General features: G+C 51.7%; 18 protein-coding genes. 6 read left to right on the forward strand and 12 right to left on the reverse strand.

Annotation, left to right across the window (positions count from 1 at the left end):
• Positions 1–1,684 precede the first annotated feature (1,684 nt).
• The 9 genes from PsAD13_RS00795 to PsAD13_RS00835 all read right to left on the reverse strand — a co-directional run bounded on the left by PsAD13_RS00795 (position 1,685) and on the right by PsAD13_RS00835 (position 11,854).
• Positions 1,685–2,299 (reverse strand): TetR/AcrR family transcriptional regulator, encoded by a 615-nt coding sequence (locus tag PsAD13_RS00795; RefSeq protein ID WP_063317033.1) that lies wholly within the window; start codon positions 2,297–2,299, stop codon positions 1,685–1,687.
• Positions 2,300–2,310: 11 nt separating this feature from the next.
• Positions 2,311–3,168: a crotonase/enoyl-CoA hydratase family protein gene (locus tag PsAD13_RS00800; protein WP_063317034.1), complete on the reverse strand. Its 858-nt coding sequence runs from the start codon at positions 3,166–3,168 to the stop codon at positions 2,311–2,313.
• A gap of 320 nt (positions 3,169–3,488) precedes the next feature.
• Positions 3,489–6,713: a 2Fe-2S iron-sulfur cluster-binding protein gene (locus PsAD13_RS00805; protein WP_063317035.1), complete on the reverse strand. Its 3,225-nt coding sequence runs from the start codon at positions 6,711–6,713 to the stop codon at positions 3,489–3,491.
• A 406-nt stretch (positions 6,714–7,119) separates the two neighbouring features.
• A complete protein-coding gene (locus PsAD13_RS00810) occupies positions 7,120–7,503 on the reverse strand; it encodes a hypothetical protein (protein WP_063291507.1) in 384 nt (127 codons plus the stop codon).
• Between the two features lie 225 nt (positions 7,504–7,728).
• Positions 7,729–8,265, reverse strand: coding sequence for an adenylate kinase (locus tag PsAD13_RS00815; protein WP_063291506.1), 537 nt, complete (start codon positions 8,263–8,265; stop codon positions 7,729–7,731).
• A gap of 11 nt (positions 8,266–8,276) precedes the next feature.
• Entirely contained in the window at positions 8,277–8,471 is a 195-nt protein-coding gene (locus PsAD13_RS00820; RefSeq protein ID WP_063317036.1) for a LuxR C-terminal-related transcriptional regulator, read from the reverse strand.
• Between the two features lie 34 nt (positions 8,472–8,505).
• On the reverse strand, positions 8,506–9,651 hold the full coding sequence (locus PsAD13_RS00825) for a helix-turn-helix transcriptional regulator (RefSeq protein ID WP_063317037.1): 1,146 nt from the start codon (positions 9,649–9,651) through the stop codon (positions 8,506–8,508).
• A gap of 186 nt (positions 9,652–9,837) precedes the next feature.
• Positions 9,838–11,160 (reverse strand): HAMP domain-containing sensor histidine kinase, encoded by a 1,323-nt coding sequence (locus tag PsAD13_RS00830; RefSeq protein ID WP_063317038.1) that lies wholly within the window; start codon positions 11,158–11,160, stop codon positions 9,838–9,840.
• Positions 11,150–11,854: a response regulator transcription factor gene (locus PsAD13_RS00835; protein ID WP_082827085.1), complete on the reverse strand. Its 705-nt coding sequence runs from the start codon at positions 11,852–11,854 to the stop codon at positions 11,150–11,152. The genes PsAD13_RS00830 and PsAD13_RS00835 overlap by 11 nt, the downstream gene beginning before the upstream one ends.
• Positions 11,855–12,089: 235 nt before the next feature.
• On the opposite strand from PsAD13_RS00835, the gene PsAD13_RS00840 reads away from it, so the two are divergent.
• Positions 12,090–12,500, forward strand: coding sequence for an OsmC family protein (locus PsAD13_RS00840; RefSeq protein ID WP_063304508.1), 411 nt, complete (start codon positions 12,090–12,092; stop codon positions 12,498–12,500).
• Positions 12,501–12,575: 75 nt separating this feature from the next.
• Here the strand turns inward: PsAD13_RS00840 and PsAD13_RS00845 are convergent, their stop codons facing one another.
• Positions 12,576–13,427, reverse strand: a complete 852-nt coding sequence (locus PsAD13_RS00845; RefSeq protein WP_063304507.1) for a PhzF family phenazine biosynthesis protein — start codon at positions 13,425–13,427, stop codon at positions 12,576–12,578.
• Positions 13,428–13,553: 126 nt separating this feature from the next.
• On the opposite strand from PsAD13_RS00845, the gene PsAD13_RS00850 reads away from it, so the two are divergent.
• Positions 13,554–13,997 (forward strand): Lrp/AsnC family transcriptional regulator, encoded by a 444-nt coding sequence (locus PsAD13_RS00850; protein ID WP_063290444.1) that lies wholly within the window; start codon positions 13,554–13,556, stop codon positions 13,995–13,997.
• On the opposite strand, the gene plsY is transcribed toward PsAD13_RS00850, so the two are convergent.
• Together plsY and PsAD13_RS00860 are read right to left on the reverse strand one after the other, a co-directional pair.
• On the reverse strand, positions 13,989–14,633 hold the full coding sequence (gene plsY, locus PsAD13_RS00855) for a glycerol-3-phosphate 1-O-acyltransferase PlsY (RefSeq protein WP_063317039.1): 645 nt from the start codon (positions 14,631–14,633) through the stop codon (positions 13,989–13,991). The two genes, PsAD13_RS00850 and plsY, sit on opposite strands and share 9 nt — an antisense overlap.
• 11 nt (positions 14,634–14,644) lie before the next feature.
• A complete protein-coding gene (locus PsAD13_RS00860) occupies positions 14,645–15,235 on the reverse strand; it encodes a TetR/AcrR family transcriptional regulator (protein ID WP_063317040.1) in 591 nt (196 codons plus the stop codon).
• Positions 15,236–15,483: 248 nt separating this feature from the next.
• On the opposite strand from PsAD13_RS00860, the gene PsAD13_RS00865 reads away from it, so the two are divergent.
• From PsAD13_RS00865 to PsAD13_RS00880, 4 genes are read left to right on the forward strand one after another with little or no spacing between them, the layout of a single operon-like run.
• The gene (locus PsAD13_RS00865; protein ID WP_193777022.1) at positions 15,484–16,632 is read left to right on the forward strand and encodes an isovaleryl-CoA dehydrogenase; all 1,149 of its coding nucleotides are present in this window, start codon (positions 15,484–15,486) and stop codon (positions 16,630–16,632) included.
• On the forward strand, positions 16,632–18,239 hold the full coding sequence (locus PsAD13_RS00870; RefSeq protein WP_063317042.1) for a carboxyl transferase domain-containing protein: 1,608 nt from the start codon (positions 16,632–16,634) through the stop codon (positions 18,237–18,239). Before PsAD13_RS00865 ends, PsAD13_RS00870 begins: the two co-directional genes overlap by 1 nt.
• Positions 18,240–18,249: 10 nt before the next feature.
• A complete protein-coding gene (locus tag PsAD13_RS00875) occupies positions 18,250–20,238 on the forward strand; it encodes an acetyl/propionyl/methylcrotonyl-CoA carboxylase subunit alpha (RefSeq protein ID WP_063317043.1) in 1,989 nt (662 codons plus the stop codon).
• Between the two features lie 3 nt (positions 20,239–20,241).
• Positions 20,242–21,873, forward strand: a complete 1,632-nt coding sequence (locus PsAD13_RS00880) for an acyl-CoA synthetase (RefSeq protein ID WP_063317044.1) — start codon at positions 20,242–20,244, stop codon at positions 21,871–21,873.
• Positions 21,874–21,879: the final 6 nt, after the last annotated feature.

Here is a 21,879-nt window from a genome sequence, read left to right on the forward strand (position 1 = left end):
AAATCTTTGGTGTTCTGAAAAACGTAAACTAAGTCAGCTATTCCGTAACAGCGTCTTGTTACCAAGACACTCGCGAATAACCGCCGTCCACGTTTCTCTTTCTTCTTCCGTATTCAATTGTCAATGAGCGGAGACTTTCGCCTCAATATCCAGACTTACAAGACCTCTTAAAAAACCCGTAAATCCTTCTGTTTTTGTGCCTCCAGAACCGCGCCTCAGTGGCCCGCCCCGGTGGCGTGAAGCGGGTTATAGGGATACCAGACCGACCCGTCAACACGCAAACTCCAAAAAAACAAAACAATCGGGCAAAAACTAAAATTCAAACAATTCAATAACTTCATATATCAACCCATACACCACCACCAACACCACAAAAACCCCAGAAACAAGCCAATAACAACCAGCCAAAACATCAAAAATTAACAAATCCAAAATTTACACAGACACTTGGAAAACACACCACTCAATCAGGACCGCCCAGAACCCTCAAAAGCTGGCTAAGAAAGAGCTCCGCCAAACAGCACAGCACTCCAAGAGCAACAATGAGAGATGGAAACACACAGAAGAGCCTGACGAAGATGCAAACAGAGACCCTGGCAGCAAAACTTCTGCACCCTCTACTCTGACAGCTAGCGCCAAAGTGCTGAGCAAGCCAAAGCAACCGTCATAGAGATGAGCGTCACCAATCATAGGCAACTCTTAAAGGACAGACACTAGAGAAAGGATGAGATAGCTTTTCGGCCTTACAACAATGAGCCGTGAGCCGTGAGCCGTGAGCCGTGAGCCGTGAGCCGTGAGCCGTGAGCCGTGAGCCGTGAGCCGTGAGCCCAAAAGCCAAACCAACACACAAAGCGCAACAACAAAAACCACCTTCAGCGACCTAAAAACACCACAACGCCAGATTTGAGAGGCTTTGCGTTTTTTTGCGTTCAAACCTGCAATGTTACGTTGCTATGTAAAGCCAGCAGGTCAAACAGCGGAGTAAGGCCACAAAAGACCTCACATCAAGACAGTCCAAAGAAGCAACCAGAAGCAAGGCCCAGAAGCAGACTTATTCCCCATCTGCCAACATCTATTCCCGCTCCAGAAAAACATATCCCCGAACTCAGCACGACAACACCGGCATCGGCATCGGCATCGGCATCGGACAAACCGTAAAGCCGTCACCTTAAATCAAATCAGCAAACATTTAACTCAGCACACCCAGGTCCAAGAGAACGCTCAATTCAACCCGGCACCGCACCCATCACAACAAGAAGGTTCCGTTTTAGCCCGATACTGCACGCACCACGACAAAAGCGGGTTCGCATCAGCCCTGCACTTCACCGCATCCCCTTGCTCCAACATGCAACAAGCACAAACAACATCAACACCCAAAGCAAAAGGCCAAACTCAAAGCACCTCAAGCCTTCAAATCAAACCAGCTCCAAATATCAACCCAATCTCGGCAACCAAATCACCGCCAACAAAGACTCAAGGGGAACATTACAGGAATGGACCGAGATCAAAACAAGCCTCACTATCAAAACCAACACAGACAACCCGACTATCGGTAAAGCCCGAGTTCTTTGATAATCGAATAATGAATTTGTTAAGCGCCCTGTGCACCGCTGCTGGCTAATTTACACTTCACCAAGCTGGAATGCACCATCCGGCTTTCACCTAGAAAGGAGGCAAGGGCCAATCATCGAAGTAAAAATTGCTCCAACAGGTAGCGCCCGTCATAGTCCCAATGAGACAACCGGCCAGTATGCCCCATCACTAACAACCCCATGCAATGCGCAATCGCACCAGCCGTCCATTCCGGAGACCTTCCTCCAGCACGAGCGCAGCCCTCAATCAAGTCAATCACCCCACTAACTTGCACGTTAAGAACACCATCAAGCTCACGCCCCAATCCAACCCGCTTCAATCCACTGAACACATACAAACCCAAAGCAAGTTCATCCGGGCGTTCATTATAGAAATCAAAGAATGCAAGTACACCAGCCTGAGCCTTCTCTTCTATAGACAAGCAGGTTTCAATGGCCTCGGTAACGTTGATATGCAGCTGCTCTAGCGCTTCTTGTAAAACAGCACAGTAAAGCTCTTCTTTGCCATGAAAATAAGGGTAGATCGCACCGGTCGTACATCCGGCAGTTCGGGCAATGGAGCGCATCGAAGCCCCGTCGAGACCTTCTTTTGTGAAAACATCACGTGCAGCATTCACAATGAGTGACCGGCGTGCCCCTCTCAGGTGATCTGCCCGCATTTGGCGGGCATCAACCTTCGTGCTTTCTTGATCATGTAAATCAGGCATCGTTTCTCACATTAAAGAGGCGCATTAATCGGGCGATTAGCGGTCCAATCAAATGTGCCTTGATCACGCTCGCGAACAGCCTGTTTCCAAGACACGTCTTCCGCCCGCTGTTTAAAATTCATGCCTTCAGGGCTATGGCGCGTAATACCATCAAAGAGCGTCGCTATCATTTGCGTCTGGTAAAGCCCCATGGACTCAATCGCCTGGTTGATCATGAGTTTTTGCATCATCAGCTGGTTCACCGGAATACCAGCCATCCGCTCAGCAAGCTTTTCAACTTCCTCATCAATTTGATCTAAGGGCACAGCTTTATGGATCAGACCAATTCGCTCTGCCTCTCGGCCATCAATTTTGTCGCCAGTCAACAGCATGCGTTTTGCACGTTCCGGGCCAAGCCGATAAACCCACATTGCAGTTGTAGGACATCCCCACACTCGGACCGGCATGTAACCAATATGCGCATCCTCTGCCATAACAATCATGTCAGAACACAATGCAATGTCGGAACCACCTGCAACGGCGTGGCCGTGCACTTTTGCAATGACAGGCCGATAACTGCGCCACAACGACATAAATAGATCTGTGTTTTGTTTCATGAAGGCATAATCCTTCATAGGGTCCCAAGGCATTTCCTGAACACCCGGATTACTTCCCTCCGTTTCAGCATAAGCCGTCAGGTCATATCCCGCACAAAACGCAGGCCCATTACCGCCAAGCACAATGACATGAACACCGTCATCTGAGTTCGCCCGTGCCACACAAGCCGCCAGCTCTTGCGGAATATCCATATCAATAGCATTCATCATCTCAGGCCTGTTCAGTGTAATGCGTGCGATACGGCCATCTTTTTCATAAAGTACCTTAGTCATAGTTCCCTCCCATAACGACTCAATAAAAATATAACACCGTTATATTTGAGGGAATTGGCCAATGGGAGAATCCAGCAGCCCAATCAACCTCTGGAATTTTCAGCCCTTAAAGTTGCTCTAAGTTCGGTTGAGCATTACGGCCCAACAGCAATATGGGCGTAATCCGCCGATCTGGATGAATATATGCTCTCGCCAATTCAGAAATCTCGACAAACAGCGCGCATTCTAACTTAGCTACAGGAGAGCACTAGAAAGTTATAAGAGGCGGAAACAACTGCTCCCACCTCAAAACGTCAAAACCACATCATGAAAAAGTTCGTCTAGAGCTCAAGTCGAAGCTCGGCGCCCTCATTCTTCGCCCGGGAACAGCACAGAACCAGAGTGTCTTCTTTTTCTTTCCCACTCAGCACGAAATCACGATGCTCCACTTCGGCACCTTGATATTTGGCCGTGCAGACCCCGCAGATGCCATCCGAGCATTTGGTTGGCACGGAAATTCCCTTCTCATTCAGGACATCAGCTGCGCTCTTGTCCTCCGGTATCTCAATACGCTCACCAGTTGACGCCAGTTTTACAAAAAAGCTTGTGTTGACATAATCACCCTGATCTGGAACCGAGAAATACTCTTTATGCAAGCTCTCCTCAGACCAGCCTTGAGCAGCAGCAGTCTCCAGCACTCCATCCATAAAGACATCCGGACCACACGTGTAAACATGATAGCCGTCTTCAAAGTCAGCCAGAATTGTACTCAGATCTGCCCGCGTTCCTTCACTAGAACAATGAATGAAAGCCTTATCCGCCCAAGGTGCTCGCTGAATTTCATCGATGAACCCAGCCTTATGGCGATGACGGAAACAGTAGTGCAACTCAAAAGGCTTCCCAAGCACATGCAAACGATGCGCCATTGCAATCATTGGTGTTACGCCAATTCCACCGCCAAAGAGTAGGGTTTTCTTTGCATCTTCACGCAACGGAAAATGATTGATCGGCTTGGAAATGAAAACCCGGCGTCCTTCATCGAAGATCCGGTGCATGAGCGCTGAACCGCCGCGCCCCTCTTTTTCTTCCAAAACACCAATCACATATTTACTGCTGTCTGCCGGATCGCCCGCCAGTGAGTATTGGCGCAAAAACTCAGGAGCCACAACTACATCAATATGCGCTCCGGCTTCAAACACAGGCAACGGCGAGCCGTCGTCCAGCATAAACTCGTAGCGGGATACACCTTCCGCTTCCACATCCACCTTAGACAGGCGAACTGCTAAGACCGGAGACGAACTCGCACTGACCTCATAAACAGGAGCCAGGTCATTCGACCCAGCAGCAAGGCGGGCTTTGTATTCTTCAGCTGAAATCATACCCTGATAGGCCTTGATCCCAGCTTCCCGGTCCATCATGAACGGAAATGGCCATGGATGCGGCGCAAGATTGGCTGGATACACCGCCAGCGTCTGATCTTCATATTTAAGATCGAGGTCGAGCTGCAATTCGCGCGCATTGGTCTCTTCAGCGATCACATAATTACCATCACCGCTCGCAACCAGATCCCACCACCACTTTTTGACAGGGTTTATGGATCCGTTGCCAAGCTTGTCATCCAGCTTGGCAAGAACTTTGGCAGAAGATGGCATCTTCATTGCTGTCCAGCGGAACGGAGCTTCGCTGAACAATCCTTCAAGATTCCACGGACATGTTTTCATGCAGCGACCACACAAAGACCCAGCAGGCTGGGACACACGGTAACGCGCGCACTTCTCAGAGTCTGACTTCCAGATCTCGTAGCCATTGAACATACGTTTCGGCCCAGCTGTGATCGCCCCAGATGGACACTCACGCGCACATTTATTGCAGCTTTCGCAAAAGCGTTGCAGGCCAAAATCAATTGGCTTGTCGTAGGTGAACGGCATATCCGTCGTCACCACGCCGGACTTTAAGCGCGGGCCAAGATAAGGGTTCAAAATAACCTCGCCAATACGGCTCACTTCACCAAGACCAGAAAGCAGTAACAGCGGTGGCTGAAGAACTTCACCATCAACGACAGAATGACAGCGGGCCGGATACCCCAGGCGGCGGATTTGCTCGGCAACGATACCGCCAATAATGGAGGTTCGCAGATACGCTCGCATCGACTGTGCGCCGGAGATCCAATCATCCCCGCTTGCGCCCTCCATCGTCTCATGCCCTTGATCCACCAGAATGGAGATCGCGTTTTTATGGTAGGGCGTAATTGGCTCACCGCGTGCATCGTGAGAATAGTAGGCGTGATCTGGGCAGCGGGATAGGCCAACTGCATCAGCACCAAGGAAGTAGAGTGCCGACTTTACGTTGGCCGCGTTTTTATCCGGGTCTACCGCACTCGGCGAAACTTCAGAGGCGGTCTCACCATCTTGCAGCAAGATCAGCGCGGCAAGCGCGCGGCGGGCGCAGTACCCCATCGGGTTTTTGGCGAGATACCCCCCATTTTTAGCAGCTTCCTGAAGGGGCTTACCCATGTCACCAAAAAGAGCACGCGCAAACATGTCCGTCCGTTTGGGGACACGCGGCACGCGCGGCTCATCGATAAAGGTCGTTGTCTCATCAACCCGCTTGATCTTCTCAAACGGGAACGCCCCCATGTGGTAATCGCGGTTCTCAAACGGTTTGCGATTAAAGGCATTCTTGAATGTCCCCATTCCCAGCTGCCATGCAGGGCCGTGAGAACTCCAGATATCCGCTAGTTTCCGTGGTGCAAGCGGCTGATCAGGTGTCAATTCAAGCGTGGTCGTCACAGCTGCCAGTGTAAACTCGCGGCCAACATATGGATTGGTAACGACTGTTTCACCGTCTTTCTCAAGTACTTCCACCAATCCGGCAGAAACCGCCAGCCGGTTCAGATCCACATCAGCACTGCTCGTGGTATGCGCACGCGCCTCAACACCCAACAGGCGCAGATAGTTGGCCAGAACCACAGCCACTTCAGCCGCACGAATAGCAGAACGCTGTTCACAAGTACCCACAATCCAGTCGCCACCTGGCTCATCAGCTCTCGGCTCACGCGGATGCTCCATCAGCACCACCAGCGCAGAGCCATGATGTGTCACAGGTCCGGGGGTGGATGCGGCACTGTCGCGGACATCAGCCATGGTCACGTCAATGCCAGCTGCCAGAGTCTTGGGCTGAAAGGTCTGAAGATCTTTTGCGAGCTTATCCAGATCAGGATTGCGCAGTGATCGCTCAAGAAAATGATCAGGAACCAGATCACAGGTACCCATCGTCGTGGCATCGAAGAAGTAGCCAGCAGCTTTGAGGTGATTGGCTCTCTCCTGCGGATCATCCGGGATCTCTGAGAGCTTGGCGTTGTGTGCCCCATCACGGATCGCATCCATGATCGCGCTGAAGGATGCCATCGAGTTGCTCAGGATCTCTGGATTACCGGCCTGTGAGAAAACCGTTGGCATCACCTCGGGCACACGCCTCAGATCAACCGCCTCATGCGTCCGCTTCAATCGTTCAGAAGGATATGGTCCAAGATGAACCTTTCTGTTTTTGTAGGAAAACAGACGCATATTACTCTCCCCCGGCCGGCTAGTTTGGCGATACTATTATGTCCCGGCTTTTTAGTTCTTGCAGCGGCTCAGTCCTCCCCGACCAAACCACTACGAAAATTCATCAATTAACTCTTAGGCATTGCTGAGCTCATGTCAACATTAAGCGCCTTCATCACTACGACTTGAAAGAAAACACGCAGCCAGACGACAATATAATTGCCATCAAGATGATCACAATTGAGTTTTTCACTCAAAACACCCAGAATATGAGGATATACTGCCAGCTATCTAAACCACTCCGACAGACAAATCAGCCTCAATGAAATTCATCCGCGTACGCAGTCATAACGACAGCTTGAACCCATAAAAAACCGCTCGGTAATGATGAACCGAACGGTTGCTCATGCGACAGTAAGACGGACTGCTACTTAATTTCGATCTCATATGTGTTCCCACCAGATATGACACGTCCTGCCGAATACATCCGAAATTTGGTCACGACCTTATCTGTGCCCCGAAAGTCTTTATCCGGCGAATAGTACAGGATCAAATCGTTCGTTTGTTTACCCGCACATTTGCCGGCTGTCTTTGGCAGTGCAGATCGGGACTGCACAAAACGAACGACACCATGCTCCGGTTTCTTAACAAAAGAGACTTTTGGTAAGGTCGCAGAGCTGCATGTTTCAGGAACGTAATAGCTATAAACGTTAAGTTTTGCAGTACGGTTTGCCGCAACCTGAGACCTGATCAACTCAGCATTTGCGCTGAATGAGAACACCACAAACAGGAAGACACAAATGTATTTCATCGCAATTCTCCAAAAATTTAAATCAAAATTATATAAACTAGAGAATCGACAAAGCACAATCAAACACATGTAATATTCATATTGAACACACAAGTAGATCTACTCTTTAATTTCACACCTATCCTTTACGTAAATCTACATTCATTCAAATAATCGCGGTGACATTTTAGAATATAAAATCTATTTTTATCTACAAAAGCCCATAAACTATTGATTATGCAATGCTCATGCAGATGTTTGCAGTACTTTTGCAACCAGATCATCACGCTCTAATCTTCCATCAAGACGCAATACAGGCATTTTGCATTCTTTCAGCCAGGCTTCATGCCTATGCCGGCTCCTGCCAGAAAAGTCGGGTTGCTCATACTGCGATGCCCACTGAAAGAAAGCCTCGTGCGTCTCAAACATGTCGCCACCTTCAAGAATACGATCCCCAAAACGTTCCATTTCTCGTTTTTTCAATCGCTGCAAGCGCTCGTCTTGCGGTACACTGATGAAAACAACAAGCGTGCTTTGAGAGACAAGCTCCTTCGCCCAGCCCTCACAAGCTCCACTCAAAACCCAACCACCTTCGCCCATCGCTGGTTTCATGAGCGCAACCCGCTCTTCTTGAGGCTGTTTTACTGCGAAGGGTGGTTCTGTTTGCTCCCAAAAGTAATCATCAGAATCCACATGAGGAACTGGAAGAGCATGAGCAAGTCGATGGCCAAGCGTGGTCGAACCTGCGCATGAAGCTCCGAAGACATAAATACGTTTATGCAATGCAAGAACCTTTATTGCTTAGACAATGAGGATGGAACTCGCGCAGCAAAATCACTGGCAATGCGAACAAGCTCACTTTGAGACCCAAAGCCAGCCTTTTCCGTTATTCGTGCCATATGATTGCGCGCAGTATTGTAGCTGATATGCATTTTGTCAGCTGTCTCCCGCATAGACAAGTCAACAACAAGACACAGTTCCGAAAACACTACATCTGAACACCAATCAAATCCTCAGGCACTGTCATCTCACGTTCTGTCGCGGCACCCTTGCAGCCAGGTCACTTGCAAGTCGAACCAACTCACTTTGAGAATTTACAGAAACCTTGTCGGCAATTCGCGCCATATGATTGCGTGCAGTGTTGTAGCTGATCTCCAGAGCGTGAGAAGTCTCTCCCACAGATGCCCCGCGAACCAGATACTGAAGCAACTCAGCCTCACGTTTAGAAACCCCAAAATAACGTTGAAGGTTGTCCAACTCCGCCAAGGGCTGGTCACCCGGATCCATTATCATGCAAAGGAGTGGCTGCGGCCCGCGTACAAAGGGCGCTAGATAAGCAGGCGTCTCTGAAAGCACATTGATAGGCATCACAACAAAGAACGGATTGGGCGCCGCCTCACCATTCAGGACCAGTGGCCCCAGAGGCTTACCAGAAGTCCGGCACCGTAAAATCGCATCCTCAAACAACTTTCGATGCTCATTATGGCGAGAGGAAATCTCTCCACGACGGTCAATAAAGAAGCTCTGGCTGGAACTGAAAAATACCTCTGCCTGCTTGTTAGCAAAAGCAACGTGATGCCCTTGATCCAAAATAAACGCCGCACTTGGAATACGATCTAGCCAGAAGGAGTAGGCGTCAGTCAAACCGCGTCTTTGCTCAAGATGCAACGCAACCGAAAACGCATTTTGAAAATGAGGTCTGACAGTTTCAAGAGTTTTCTCAAGCTGCATTGCATCAGGACCATCAAAATCAGATTGCACCGCTACAGAAACCATGGCCGCATCCATTCCTTGACGGTGGATCATGAAGCCGCGCACGCGATCAAACACTCCATAATCTCTGAAGACCAGATCAAAGAAATCAGTATCTCGAATTTCATCTTGGCTGATGAAATCCTCGGTATGAATTAAGGCATTCAATGGGGCAAATTTAGCGAATCGGGGCAATGGATTGCTCTGGCCCGCAGCAAGTATCTTTGCTTCCATGTCCTCTTTTGTATTGAGGAAAGTCATGTGATGATATTCAAGCGAGCTGAGTGAGACGATCTTGTAACAGAGCATGGTCTCACGAAAGGACGATGCTATAGGCTCAAACGCCTGCCCAATATCCTCACCAAGAGCGATATTGGCATAAAGCCGCTGGACCATTTCATCGTGTATGCTTTGCATCACCCCACCCGAATCGGACAAATACCCCTTCTGTCTCTACGTAAATTAAATAGTAAAATTTTCAGATATCAATAAAATTGAAGAATATTTTCTTTGAACCGCCATAAATGGAAGATTCAAACTAGAAATACCCTTGTAATATCATGGGGTATCTCAGTTATTCATGACAAATACAAATAATTGAAACTACTCTCTACCAGTATCAGCAGGTCTCAAAACCAGACGTGTGATGATGGCATCCTGTTGTTCTTCAAGAGTAAAATCCCAGCCCATCCGTCGTGCTATGCGTTCGCAAAGTGAAAGGCCGAAGCCAAAGCTTTCCTCATAAACAGAGGTAGCATCCGCTTTGGTGCCAGCTGAAACGGGGTTTTCAATCTCAAAGACCCCATTTTGATAACTAATTTTGATCTCACCCTTTTGGGCATGTTGAAACGCGTTACGGATCAGATTGCCAAACAGGATCAGCAAAGGTGCTTTAGGCAGCTCGGCCTCATCCTCACTCAAGTCCAGCACTTCTGTGAGCGGTTTATTGCCCTTCAGATAAGACAGTTCTTCAATGCACCCTACAATTAGCTTTGCTGGCACGAGCTTCTCAACTCGCGGCGGTGCAGAGCTTTCCCTGCCCAGCCAAAGCAAAGTCTCTACAATGATGCGCATGTTCAAATTAGCCCGCTGAATACGCTCCACGGGCACAGTATCCTCAGAACCACTTTCCTGGCTCTTCAGCAGCGCAATATTGCCGGCAATCACCGTAATCGGCGTCCGCAACTCATGGCTCGCATAGCGCAGGAAAGTCTGTTCACGTTCAACAAATTCAGAAATACGGGACACAGTGTATGTGAGCTTCACAGCGAGATTATTCAATTCGCGGAACCTGAAGTTGGGCGGTGTCTCACCCACATTCTCAGCATTCAATGACTGAGCCCAATTTTCCAGATTCTGGATCGGCCGGATCAACCGCTTAGATAAAATGCGCGCACTCACAAAGGTGGCGAGTAGATTGACGATCCCTACAATTGCAAAGGCAAGAAGGACCACCTGATCCTCCTCGGAGCCCTCCAGATACTCTTCTGTACTCTCAAGCGTGATGTAAAGGTTGCGGCCATCTTCCAGCGGATAGATGTACAGATAGAGATAATAGGTCTCCTTGCAGTTTCCCTCAGCATCACAGCCTCGATCTTCATCATCGTAGTACAGCTCCAGCGGCTCCAATGGCTCCTCTTTGAAACGACGAGACATTTCAGCAGGCAGCGCTTCAAGCGAAAAGGCACTCTGAATAAGGTAGGTCTCTGGCAGCGGAGCTTCAGGATTTGCCTTTACGGCCTCCTCGTAACTTTCGCCCAGATCCTCAAGTAGGTAGATGATGCTCTCATCTGAGCCAGCTACAAAGAAGATTGGCAGTAAAAACGTGTAGACCAGCAACAGCAGAATAACGCCCAGAAAGAAAGCGATACCAAGTTCACGAAATATGCTGCGTCCGCGCGCACTGGCTGCTTTCTTACTCACCATCCACTTTCTCCCTCAGGCTATAACCCCCGTTTGCATCTCGGCAGATAATTTCAGATTCGGCAGGGCGTTGGATTTGCTGACGAAGTTTGTACAAATGCACATTAAGGCTGTTGCTCTCCGGTGGTTCATCCCCCCACAATCCACGCTCCAATTGTTCTCGGCTCACCGAGGCTGGGCTATGTTTGCTCAAAATACCCAGGATCTTCCAGGCCGTCGGAGAAAGGCGCAGAACACGATCTCCACGCTTTGCAATATTTCGGGCAAAATCCACCTGCAGATCAGCAACCTCAAACAGCTTCGCCTTCGCGCTCCGCCGTCCGGAAAGCGCTCGCAGCCTCACAACCAGCTCCTCAAACGCAAAGGGTTTGACCAGATAGTCATCCGTCCCGGCTTCAAATCCAGCCAACTTGTCAGAAAGTTCATCACGCGCAGTCAGCATCAGAACTGGGCGGTCAATACCTTCCCGGCGCAGCGTTTCACAAACTGTAAGACCATCCATCTTAGGCAATGTCAGATCAAGAATGATAACGTCAAAATAACCCTGCCGCGCAAACTCAAGACCCGCCTCACCATTGTAAGCGTGATCGCAACTGATACCGTGGATTTTCAACACATCAGCAATCGTTCCAGCCAAATCCAGGTCATCTTCAACCAGCAGCGCAAGCAGGTTTTCAGTCTCATTCGTTGCCATCATTTTTCCTGCCAAACTCGCCAATCAATTCTGCCAATTGAACACATCCATACTGTAGCAGCATGCGCCTCACACCCACCCACATTGTGTTTACAACATATTCCTGTAGAGCAAGCCCAATAACCAACGAGTGAACGCTGCTGTATTTTTCACCCATGCTGCATATTTACGTAAGCCGCGAGTTACTCGTATACATGCCAGACCAACTGCAAACTCCGAGAACTCTTGAGACGTTATTATGCCGATAAAAATGAAACCCAAGTCCTATGGCCCGCTGACGGTCGCGTCGCATGAGTGTGGACAGTTCTGGGTGACCAATGAGTTCGGTCATCAATACTCGGCAGGCTACGGAGACTCCGATGAGTTCTCTGCCCCCTCAGACCTGATCATGTCTGCCCTTGGGTCGTGCATGGCAATCTCTTTGGAGATGGTAGCCAGGCAACAGAAGGTCTCACTCGGAAATGTCTACATCACCGTAAAGGCTGAAAAAGCATCCACGCTGCCTCACCGCTTTGGCAGCTTCCACTTGGAATTTGCTCTCCCTGAATTTGAGAACCGCGAGAAAGCAGAGATCCTGATCAAAGCCGCCAAAGAAATATGTACGGTTTCCAACACACTAAACGCAGAAATCCGCCTCTCACTCGTCTAAGGAAGCCTTCGCCACAGCAAAAAGCCCAAGGCAGGCTGCCTCGGGCTAAAAGTTCCACCGTACCAAGAGAATGCGTTAGATCATTCGCCGTGCACTGCCAGCAATGCGGATAGAGCTACCGGCCTCAGCAGGAATTTCTGCCGAAATGAGTGACTTCGCTCCCATATCTTCTCCCTGCACAATCCGGATTTCACCACCATGTGCCCAGCCAATATCCCGCAGGTAACCAGAAAACGCCGCAGCAGCAGCACCCGTGGCCGGGTCTTCAAACACGCCAGCTGACGCAAACGCATTGCGCACATCAAACTCTTGAAGCCCGCGAACATGAACCAGCATGATGGTCACAAGACCCTGCTCAAGCATAAACTGCTTCATGGCTTCCAAATCATAAGCCATGCCCGCCAACTTGGCTCTATCAGTCAATGCCAGCACCAGATGATCCGCACCACCATGAATACGCGCAGGTGGAATGCAAAGATCCAGATCGCCTTCACTCAAACCAAGCAGATCAAGCAGCTGGACTTTCACGTCATTTTCCAATGCGGCGCTCTTGGTCTGCGGAGATTGCAGAGCTGCTTGCAACTGCCCGTTCTCCTGCCAGCTCTCCACTGAAATCATAGTTTCATTCAACGCAAGGCGATGGACTTTCCGGCCATGCTGCTGAGCCAGAACCGCGCCCAGCGCAATCGTTGCGTGCCCGCAAAATGGCACTTCATTCTCTGGAGAGAAGTACCGCACGCGATACCCCTCTTCGTTGGCCAGAGGCACCGCAAACACGGTCTCGGAATATCCGAGATCAGCCGCAATAGACTGCATCTGCGCATCAGGAAGCATCACATCCCCCACCAGCACGCCAGCAGGATTGCCACCTTCCTCTCCATGAGAAAACGCCGAGATATGTTGAAGCGCTAAAAGATCTGTCTGCATAAGAACCTCCAATCGTCAGGATTGAAAAAATAACCAGCAACAGCTCTATGCAATATAGAAAAAGAAAGGCAAATTACACTTTCTACCCTCATAAAATAAAGCGATCAGACGAAAGCACCTGAAGAAATGAAACAGCTGGATGAAACTGCCTGCAAAATCCTTGAGATCCTGGAGCGAGACGGTAGAATCTCTATCAGTGAACTGGCCAGCCGCATCGGCCTCTCCGCCCCCAGCACCACAGAGCGTGTCCGCAAGCTGGAGCAGGACGGCATCATCACAGGCTTTACGGTAGAGATAAACCCAAAGGCACTCGGCTATAGTCTGGAAGCAATCGTCCGCATCCAACCAAGCCCCGGCAATCTGCACGTCGTAGAGCAACTCATCCTCAACGAGCCCCGCTTTACCTCCTGCGACAAGGTCACCGGAGAAGACTGCTTCGTCACCCGCATCTACCTAAAAGACGTCAGCGAACTAGACGACCTACTCGACCCCCTCCACGAAAAAGCAATGACCAACACCTCAATTGTGAAGGCTTCTCCTATTAAGAACCGAATGGTACCACTACGATGAGTGCTTACCACTCTTAAAACGCAGCTTATTCTCAGTACCGGAGAGCAGTCTACCAATATTCGCACGGTGCTTGGCAACGACCATAAACGCTATCACAATCGCGAAAATCTGGAAGTAGATCGTGTGACCAAACACCGGAATAAAAGAAAGCACAACGAACAGCAATGCAGCGCAGATCGAGCCAAGAGAGACAAAACGGGTCGCGGCCACAATAACCACGAAAGAGCCAAGGCAGCTTAGCGCTATAATCGGATCCAGCATGAACAGCACAGCAGCAGCCGTCAGCACACCTTTGCCGCCTCTGAAGCCGAAAAAGACCGGCCAGTTGTGGCCAACTATCGCCCCAGCCCCGGCAAGCAACATGCTCACACTGTCCACCGTAACACCTGAACCAGCGTATACCCCCAGATACAGACCCACCAGACAAGCAACGATGCCTTTCAGGATATCTCCGACAAGAACAAGCAGCGCAGCAGGTTTGCCAAGCACGCGCAGTGTGTTGGTGAGCCCAGCAGACTTGCTGCCATGCTCGCGGATATCCTTGCCGTACATCTTCCCAACCAGCACTGCCGTGCTGATGCTGCCCAGCAAATACCCCACCCCAAGAGCTGCAAAAAGCTTAATCAGATCAATCACGGGAATAGCCCCTAGCCCACAACGCCCTGCAGCACCAGCTTCTGGTGCACCTCGATAATCTCATCGATACTAAGACGACCATCAGGGCGATACCAGAAGCAAACACCAGTCAGCATGGCGATGATCGCATAAGCGGCAACTTCCTGATCCACTTTGGGAAACACTTCTGCCCTAACCCCATCGGACAAAATGTTCCGCAAATTGGCCTCATACTGGCTGCGTTTGGTCACCACATCAGCACGATACTCTTCACCCAGCGAACGCAGCTCCAGATTGGCGATTACAACGTCCGCCCGGCGTTCAATGTGGTAGCGAATGTGAAACGCAACAAACGCTTTGAGACGGGAAACCGGGTCGTCCCCCTTGCCCTCCAGCTTCTCCCAGTTCTCAATCAAGCTGATCATGTGCAGGTTCATCAGCGCCTGAAGCAGTTCGTCCTTACTCTCTACATAGCGATAGACTGACCCCGGCTGCACTCCCACCTCAGCTGCAAGCTGGCGAAGCGTCATCGCCTCAAAGCCCTTGGCTTCAATCAGCTTCTTTGCTGCTGCATAAATTGCAGTTTTTGTATCTGCGCCAACGGAGCCTTTGGTTCGTGCCACGATCTGAGCCTTTTCATTCTACATAAGAGACGCAGTGTTTCAGCGCATGCCCGAGCGATGCCTAGCAGTTTTCGGGAAAGAATACGCAACAGGAAATGCGCCCTAAGGGTTATTGCATAGTAACTGAGCCTCTGCTATTAATCAAACGAACGTTCGTTTAATTAATTTACGATCCACTGGGAAGCTCGTTAAAGAGCGTGGATCGCAGAGCTTCGGTAGCAGGAGGAAGCGCCGTGTTTGACGCTGTAATGAATTTTGGTCTTGGTGAAGATATTAACGCTCTGCGCGAAACCATTCGCCGGTGGGCACAAGACAAGCTCGCACCGCGCGCCGCTGAGATCGACGAGACCAACGAGTTCCCCAATGATCTCTGGAAAGAGATGGGTGACCTTGGCGTGCTTGGCATGACAGCTGACCCGGAATACGGCGGAACCGGCATGGGCTACCTCGCCCACGTTGTTGCGGTCGAGGAAATCTCCCGCGCCTCCGCATCTGTTGGCCTCTCCTACGGCGCGCACTCCAACCTGTGCGTGAACCAGATCAACCGTCACGGCACACCTGAGCAAAAGGCAAAGTATCTGCCAAAACTCTGCTCCGGTGAGCATGTCGGCTCTCTGGCCATGTCCGAGCCGGGCGCAGGCTCTGACGTTGTTTCCATGAAGCTGCGCGCTGAAAAGCGCAATGACCGTTACGTGCTCAATGGCAACAAAATGTGGATCACAAACGGCCCTGACGCCTCCACTCTGGTTGTCTATGCAAAAACGAATCCTGATGCTGGCCCAAAAGGCATGACAGCTTTCATCATCGAAAAAGGCATGAAGGGCTTCTCTACAGCGCAAAAGCTGGACAAACTCGGCATGCGCGGTTCCAACACGTGTGAGCTGGTCTTTGAAGACTGCGAAGTCCCATATGAGAACGTCCTCGGTGAAGAAGGCCGCGGTGTAAACGTGCTGATGTCCGGTCTGGATTATGAGCGCGTTGTTCTCTCCGGAGGTCCACTTGGCATCATGGCAGCAGCTATGGACATTGTGGTTCCTTACATCCACGAGCGCAAACAGTTCGGCAAAGCCATCGGTGAGTTCCAGCTGATGCAGGGCAAAATCGCAGACATGTACACCCTGATGAACGCCTCCCGTTCCTACGTGTACGCCGTCGCAAATGCGTGTGACCGCGGCGAAACCACCCGCAAGGACTCCGCTGGCTGCATCCTCTATTCTGCAGAAAACGCAACCAAACTGGCGCTGGAAGCAATCCAGTCCCTCGGCGGCAACGGTTACATCAACGAGTACCCAACCGGTCGCCTGCTGCGTGATGCGAAACTCTATGAAATCGGCGCAGGCACATCTGAAATTCGCCGTATGCTGATTGGTCGTGAGCTCTTTCAGGAAACCAAATAATGGCTGTCATCAAGTCTCAGGCTGCAACGGGTTCGGAAAGTTACAAAAACAACCGCGCCTTGCATCTCGCCGCAATGGATGAGGTGCGTACAGCAAGCCAGCAAGCCCTTTTGGGCGGGGGCGAAGGCCCTCGCGAACGGCACGTCTCCCGTGGTAAGATCCTCCCGCGTGAGCGCGTTGCCCGCCTGATCGATCCGGGTTCTCCATTTCTGGAAGTTGGCCAGTTTGCCGCCCACAACATGTATGAGGGCGCCTCGCCTTCAGCTGGCATTGTCACCGGCATTGGCCGGGTCAACGGCATTGAGTGCATGATCGTGGCCAACGATGCCACGGTGAAGGGCGGTACTTATTATCCGCTGACAGTCAAGAAGCACCTACGCGCCCAAGAAATTGCCATGGAGAACAATCTCACATGCATTTACTTGGTGGATTCTGGCGGCGCTAACCTGCCCCAGCAGGATGAAGTGTTTCCGGACAAAGAGCACTTTGGCCGCATCTTCTACAATCAAGCCAACATGTCTGCAAAAGGCATTCCGCAAATCGCGGTGGTTATGGGCTCCTGTACCGCGGGTGGCGCATATGTGCCAGCCATGTGTGATGAGACCATCATCGTGAAAGAGCAAGGCACCATTTTCCTCGCCGGTCCTCCACTGGTGAAAGCCGCCACGGGCGAAGTGGTTTCTGCTGAAGATCTGGGCGGTGGGGATGTTCACACCCGCCTCTCCGGTGTGGCAGACCACTTGGCCCGTGACGATGCTCACGCTTTGGCACTAGCCCGTCAGGCTGTGTCCAATCTCAACCGCCGCAAGCCAGACCAGCTTCAGCTGCAAACGCCGGAAGATCCGCTCTACGATCCAGAAGAAATCCTCGGCGTCGTCCCTGCGGATCTGAAAACACCATACGACGTGCGCGAAGTCATCGCCCGTGTGGTAGACGGCTCTCGCTTTGATGAATTCAAAGCCCGCTACGGCACCACGCTCGTCACCGGTTTCGCTCACATCCACGGCATGCCTGTCGGCATCATCGCCAACAACGGTATTCTGTTCTCAGAAGCCGCGCTTAAAGGCGCCCACTTTGTGGAGCTGTGCTGTCAGCGTAAAATCCCGCTGGTCTTCCTGCAAAACATCACCGGCTTCATGGTCGGGCAAAAGTATGAGGCAGGCGGCATCGCAAAAGATGGCGCTAAGCTGGTAACAGCCGTGGCATGCGCAAAGGTTCCAAAGATCACCATGCTCATTGGCGGTTCCTTCGGCGCTGGCAACTACGGCATGTGTGGCCGGGCTTACTCACCGCGCATGCTCTGGAAATGGCCAAGCTCCCGCATCTCCGTCATGGGCGGTCCGCAAGCTGCTGGCGTGCTGGCAACAGTGCGCCGTGACGGCATTGAGCGCAAAGGCGGTGAATGGTCAGCGGAAGAAGAAGCAACCTTCAAACAACCGATCATTGATCAGTTTGAAGAGCAAGGCCACCCGCTCTACGCCTCCGCACGCCTCTGGGATGACGGCATTGTCGACCCGCGCAAAACTCGTGACGTCCTGGCACTGTCCATCGCAGCAAGCCTCAACGCACCAATCGAAGACACGCCATTCGGCGTCTTCCGCATGTAAGGGGCTCGGTATGTTCAAGAAAATCCTTATTGCGAACCGTGGTGAGATTGCTTGCCGTGTTGCAAAATCCGCCAAAGCCCTCGGCATCAAGGTTGTTGCAGTCTATTCAGACGCTGACCGCGATGCCCGTCACGTGCAAATGGCTGACGAGGCTTACCGCCTTGGCCCAGCACCAGTGGCAGAGAGCTACCTCAACATTCCTGAGTTGCTCAACGCTGCCAAAACCAGCGGCGCAGACGCCATCCATCCGGGCTACGGTTTCCTTTCAGAAAACCCAGAGTTCGTGGAAGCGGTTGAAGCAGCTGGCCTTGTCTTCATCGGCCCACCAGCGGATGCAATTCGCGCCATGGGCCTGAAGGATGCCGCCAAAAAACTCATGGAAGAGTCCGGCGTTCCAGTCGTGCCGGGCTATCATGGCAGCAACCAGGACGCTGAGTTCCTAAAAAGTGAATCCGACAAGATCGGCTATCCGGTCCTCATCAAAGCCCGCGCAGGCGGCGGCGGCAAAGGCATGCGCCGTGTTGATGATCCGGCAGACTTCTTTGAAGCTCTGGAAGGCGCTCAGCGCGAAGGTCAGTCCAGCTTTGGTGACCCACGCGTCCTCATCGAGAAGTACATCCTGTCACCACGCCACATCGAGGTGCAGGTCTTCTGTGATGGTCATGGCAATGCAGTACACCTGTTCGAGCGCGACTGCTCCTTGCAGCGTCGCCACCAAAAGGTGATCGAAGAAGCCCCTGCCCCCGGCATGACCGAAGAGATGCGCAACGCTATGGGCGATGCTGCCGTCAAAGCAGCTCAAGCTGTAGGATATGAAGGCGCTGGTACGGTTGAGTTCATTGTTGATGGCTCAGAAGGTCTCCGTTCTGACCGCTTCTGGTTCATGGAAATGAACACGCGTCTTCAGGTAGAACATCCGGTCACAGAAGCCATCACCGGGCAAGATTTGGTCAACTGGCAGCTCTCCGTCGCAGCGGGTGGTGAATTGCCTCTGATGCAGGACGAGCTCACCATCTTCGGCCATGCATTTGAAGCGCGTATCTACGCTGAGGATGCTGAAGCAGGCTTCCTGCCAGCAACCGGAACGCTGAACGAGTTGAAACTGCCGGAATTGTTCGCCCGCATCGACAGCGGCGTACGCAAAGGCGATACGATCACCCCTTACTACGATCCAATGATCGCAAAGGTGATCTGCCACGGCGAAACCCGTGAAGCTGCTCTGGCGAAAATGTCTCTGGCCTTGGAAAAGAGTCAGGCAGTTGGCTGCACCACCAACATCACTTTCCTGCATCGCCTGTGTAACCACGACGGCTTTGCAAAGGGTGAGATGGACACGGGCCTTATCGACCGTGAACTGGAAGCTCTCACTAAACCGACAGCTCCAACCAAACACGCTTTCGCAATGGCTGCTCTCATCGAGCTCGGCTTTGCAACTGAAACTGCACTGGTCCATAACGATCCGTGGGCGAGCCTCACAGGTTGGCGTCATTGGACGGCAGCCCAGCAGATTGCGCATCTGTCATGGCGCGATGAAGTCACCGAAGTTGTGGCAAACCGCCATCATGATGGCAGCCTGACCATTGCTATTGATGATGAAACCTTCAATTTGCAGATCCTCTCCGTAGACAACAACCACATGCGCGTGGATTTTGCCGGTCAAATCACCTCAGCTGATTTCTTCGCAGAAGACACCAGTCTCACCCTCTTCTCCGGCGGTGTCACATGGCGCTTCGATCTGCCGGATCATCTGGCAGAGCAGGATGACAGTGCAGCCTCAGGCAACGCCATCACATCGCCAATGCCGGGCCTTGTGCGTGCTGTAAACTGTAAGCCGGGTGACGAGGTTTCTGAAGGCGATACGTTGATCGTGACCGAAGCCATGAAGATGGAACACTCTCTCAAAGCACCGCGTGACGGCGTTGTGGCTGAAGTGATGGCATCTGCGGGTGACCAAGTGGAAGAAGGCGTTATACTCCTCACGCTTGAGGAGGAGGAATAACCGTTGTTGCCATCTGCGAAATCTTACGAGGAGCTCCGAGAAAAGTTTCAGTGGGACATCCCGGAGTTCTTCAACATTGGCGTAGATATCTGTGACAAGTGGGCGGACAAAGACGCCGCCCGCGAAGCACTCATCTTCGCTGAAGAAGACGGGCCAACAACCACTTACACGTTTGGTGACTTGAAAAAGCTGAGTAACCAGCTGGCCAATCTGCTCCTATCTCAAGGCATCAGCCAAGGTGAGCGCGTCGGCATCCTACTGCCACAGGCACCTGAAACAGCCTTCTCCCATATTGCAATTCACAAGCTTGGTGGCATCTCCATTCCGCTCTTCTCGCTGTTTGGCGAAGAAGCACTGGAATATCGGCTAGAGAACTCTGGTGCGAAAGCTCTCATCACCAACAATGCAGGTGCTGAGAAGCTGGCAAAGATCCGCGACAGCCTGCCAGAGCTTGAGCTGATCCTGAACATCGAAGGCACAGACTTCGGCACTCGCTCACTCCATGCTGAAATGGCAGGGCAAAACGAAGGCTTCACACCAGTGAAGACCAAAGCCGAAGACCCCGCCATTATCATCTACACCTCCGGCACCACCGGCCAACCCAAAGGCGCGCTCCACGCGCACCGCACACTGCTCGGTCACCTGCCCGGCGTAGAGATGCCGCACAACATGTTCCCGAAAGAAGGTGACCGCTTCTGGACACCAGCAGACTGGGCATGGATCGGCGGTTTGATCGATGTTCTTCTGCCAAGCCTACATCACGGCATTCCTGTCGTTGCTTGCCGTTTCAAGAAGTTCAGCGGCGAAGCAGCCTTCCAGCTAATGCAAGACCTGAAAATCCGCAACGCCTTCATCCCGCCAACCGCGCTGAAAATGATGCGGCAGGTAGAGAACCCGAAGGACCGCTGGAACTATTCCCTCCGCTCCCTCGGCAGTGGCGGCGAAGCCCTTGGCGCAGAGCTGATCCAATGGGGTCAGGACACGTTCGGCCTGACAATCAGCGAATTCTACGGCCAGACCGAGTGCAACCTCGTTGTCTCCACCTGCGCAGAACTGATGGAAACCCGTCCTGGCGTCACCGGCAAAGCCGTGCCGGGCTTTGATGTGCAGATCGTGGACGACAAAGGCACCGTTCTCGAAGCTGGTCAGCTTGGCAACATCGGCGTTCGTGCACCAAACCCTGTCATGTTCCTCCAATACTGGAACAATCCGGAAGCCACGAAAAAGAAATTCTCTGGCGACTTCCTCATCACGGGCGACAAAGGCGTGATGGATAAAGACGGCTGGATCCAGTTTGTTGGCCGCGATGATGATGTCATCACCTCATCCGGCTACCGCATCGGCCCTGGCGAGATTGAAGACTGCCTGTTGAAACACGACAGAGTTGCCATGGCAGGTGTCATCGGCAAGCCAGACAAGTTACGCACCGAGATCGTCAAAGCCTACATTGTGCTGAAAGAAGGTGTTGAGCCATCCGATGAACTGGCCAAGGAACTTTCTGATTTTGTGAAACAGCGATTAGCTGCGCATGAATATCCACGTGAACTGGAATTTGTCGAAGCCCTGCCAATGACAACAACCGGAAAGGTTATCCGCAGAGAACTTCGTGCCCGCGCTATCGACGAGGAGGTTTGATAAGCG

The organism is Pseudovibrio sp. Ad13 (assembly GCF_001623225.1).
GTDB lineage: Bacteria > Pseudomonadota > Alphaproteobacteria > Rhizobiales > Stappiaceae > Pseudovibrio.

Excerpts from the sequence above, each read along its gene's own strand:
- PsAD13_RS00795 (WP_063317033.1), bottom strand. The coding sequence starts at position 2,299 with ATGCCTGATTTACATGATCAAGAAAGCACGAAGGTTGATGCCCGCCAA.
- PsAD13_RS00800 (WP_063317034.1), bottom strand. The coding sequence starts at position 3,168 with ATGACTAAGGTACTTTATGAAAAAGATGGCCGTATCGCACGCATTACA.
- PsAD13_RS00805 (WP_063317035.1), bottom strand. The coding sequence starts at position 6,713 with ATGCGTCTGTTTTCCTACAAAAACAGAAAGGTTCATCTTGGACCATAT.
- PsAD13_RS00810 (WP_063291507.1), bottom strand. The coding sequence starts at position 7,503 with ATGAAATACATTTGTGTCTTCCTGTTTGTGGTGTTCTCATTCAGCGCA.
- PsAD13_RS00825 (WP_063317037.1), bottom strand. The coding sequence starts at position 9,651 with ATGCAAAGCATACACGATGAAATGGTCCAGCGGCTTTATGCCAATATC.
- PsAD13_RS00830 (WP_063317038.1), bottom strand. The coding sequence starts at position 11,160 with ATGGTGAGTAAGAAAGCAGCCAGTGCGCGCGGACGCAGCATATTTCGT.
- PsAD13_RS00835 (WP_082827085.1), bottom strand. The coding sequence starts at position 11,854 with ATGATGGCAACGAATGAGACTGAAAACCTGCTTGCGCTGCTGGTTGAA.
- PsAD13_RS00840 (WP_063304508.1), top strand. The coding sequence starts at position 12,090 with ATGCCGATAAAAATGAAACCCAAGTCCTATGGCCCGCTGACGGTCGCG.
- PsAD13_RS00845 (WP_063304507.1), bottom strand. The coding sequence starts at position 13,427 with ATGCAGACAGATCTTTTAGCGCTTCAACATATCTCGGCGTTTTCTCAT.
- PsAD13_RS00850 (WP_063290444.1), top strand. The coding sequence starts at position 13,554 with ATGAAACAGCTGGATGAAACTGCCTGCAAAATCCTTGAGATCCTGGAG.
- PsAD13_RS00865 (WP_193777022.1), top strand. The coding sequence starts at position 15,484 with ATGAATTTTGGTCTTGGTGAAGATATTAACGCTCTGCGCGAAACCATT.
- PsAD13_RS00870 (WP_063317042.1), top strand. The coding sequence starts at position 16,632 with ATGGCTGTCATCAAGTCTCAGGCTGCAACGGGTTCGGAAAGTTACAAA.
- PsAD13_RS00875 (WP_063317043.1), top strand. The coding sequence starts at position 18,250 with ATGTTCAAGAAAATCCTTATTGCGAACCGTGGTGAGATTGCTTGCCGT.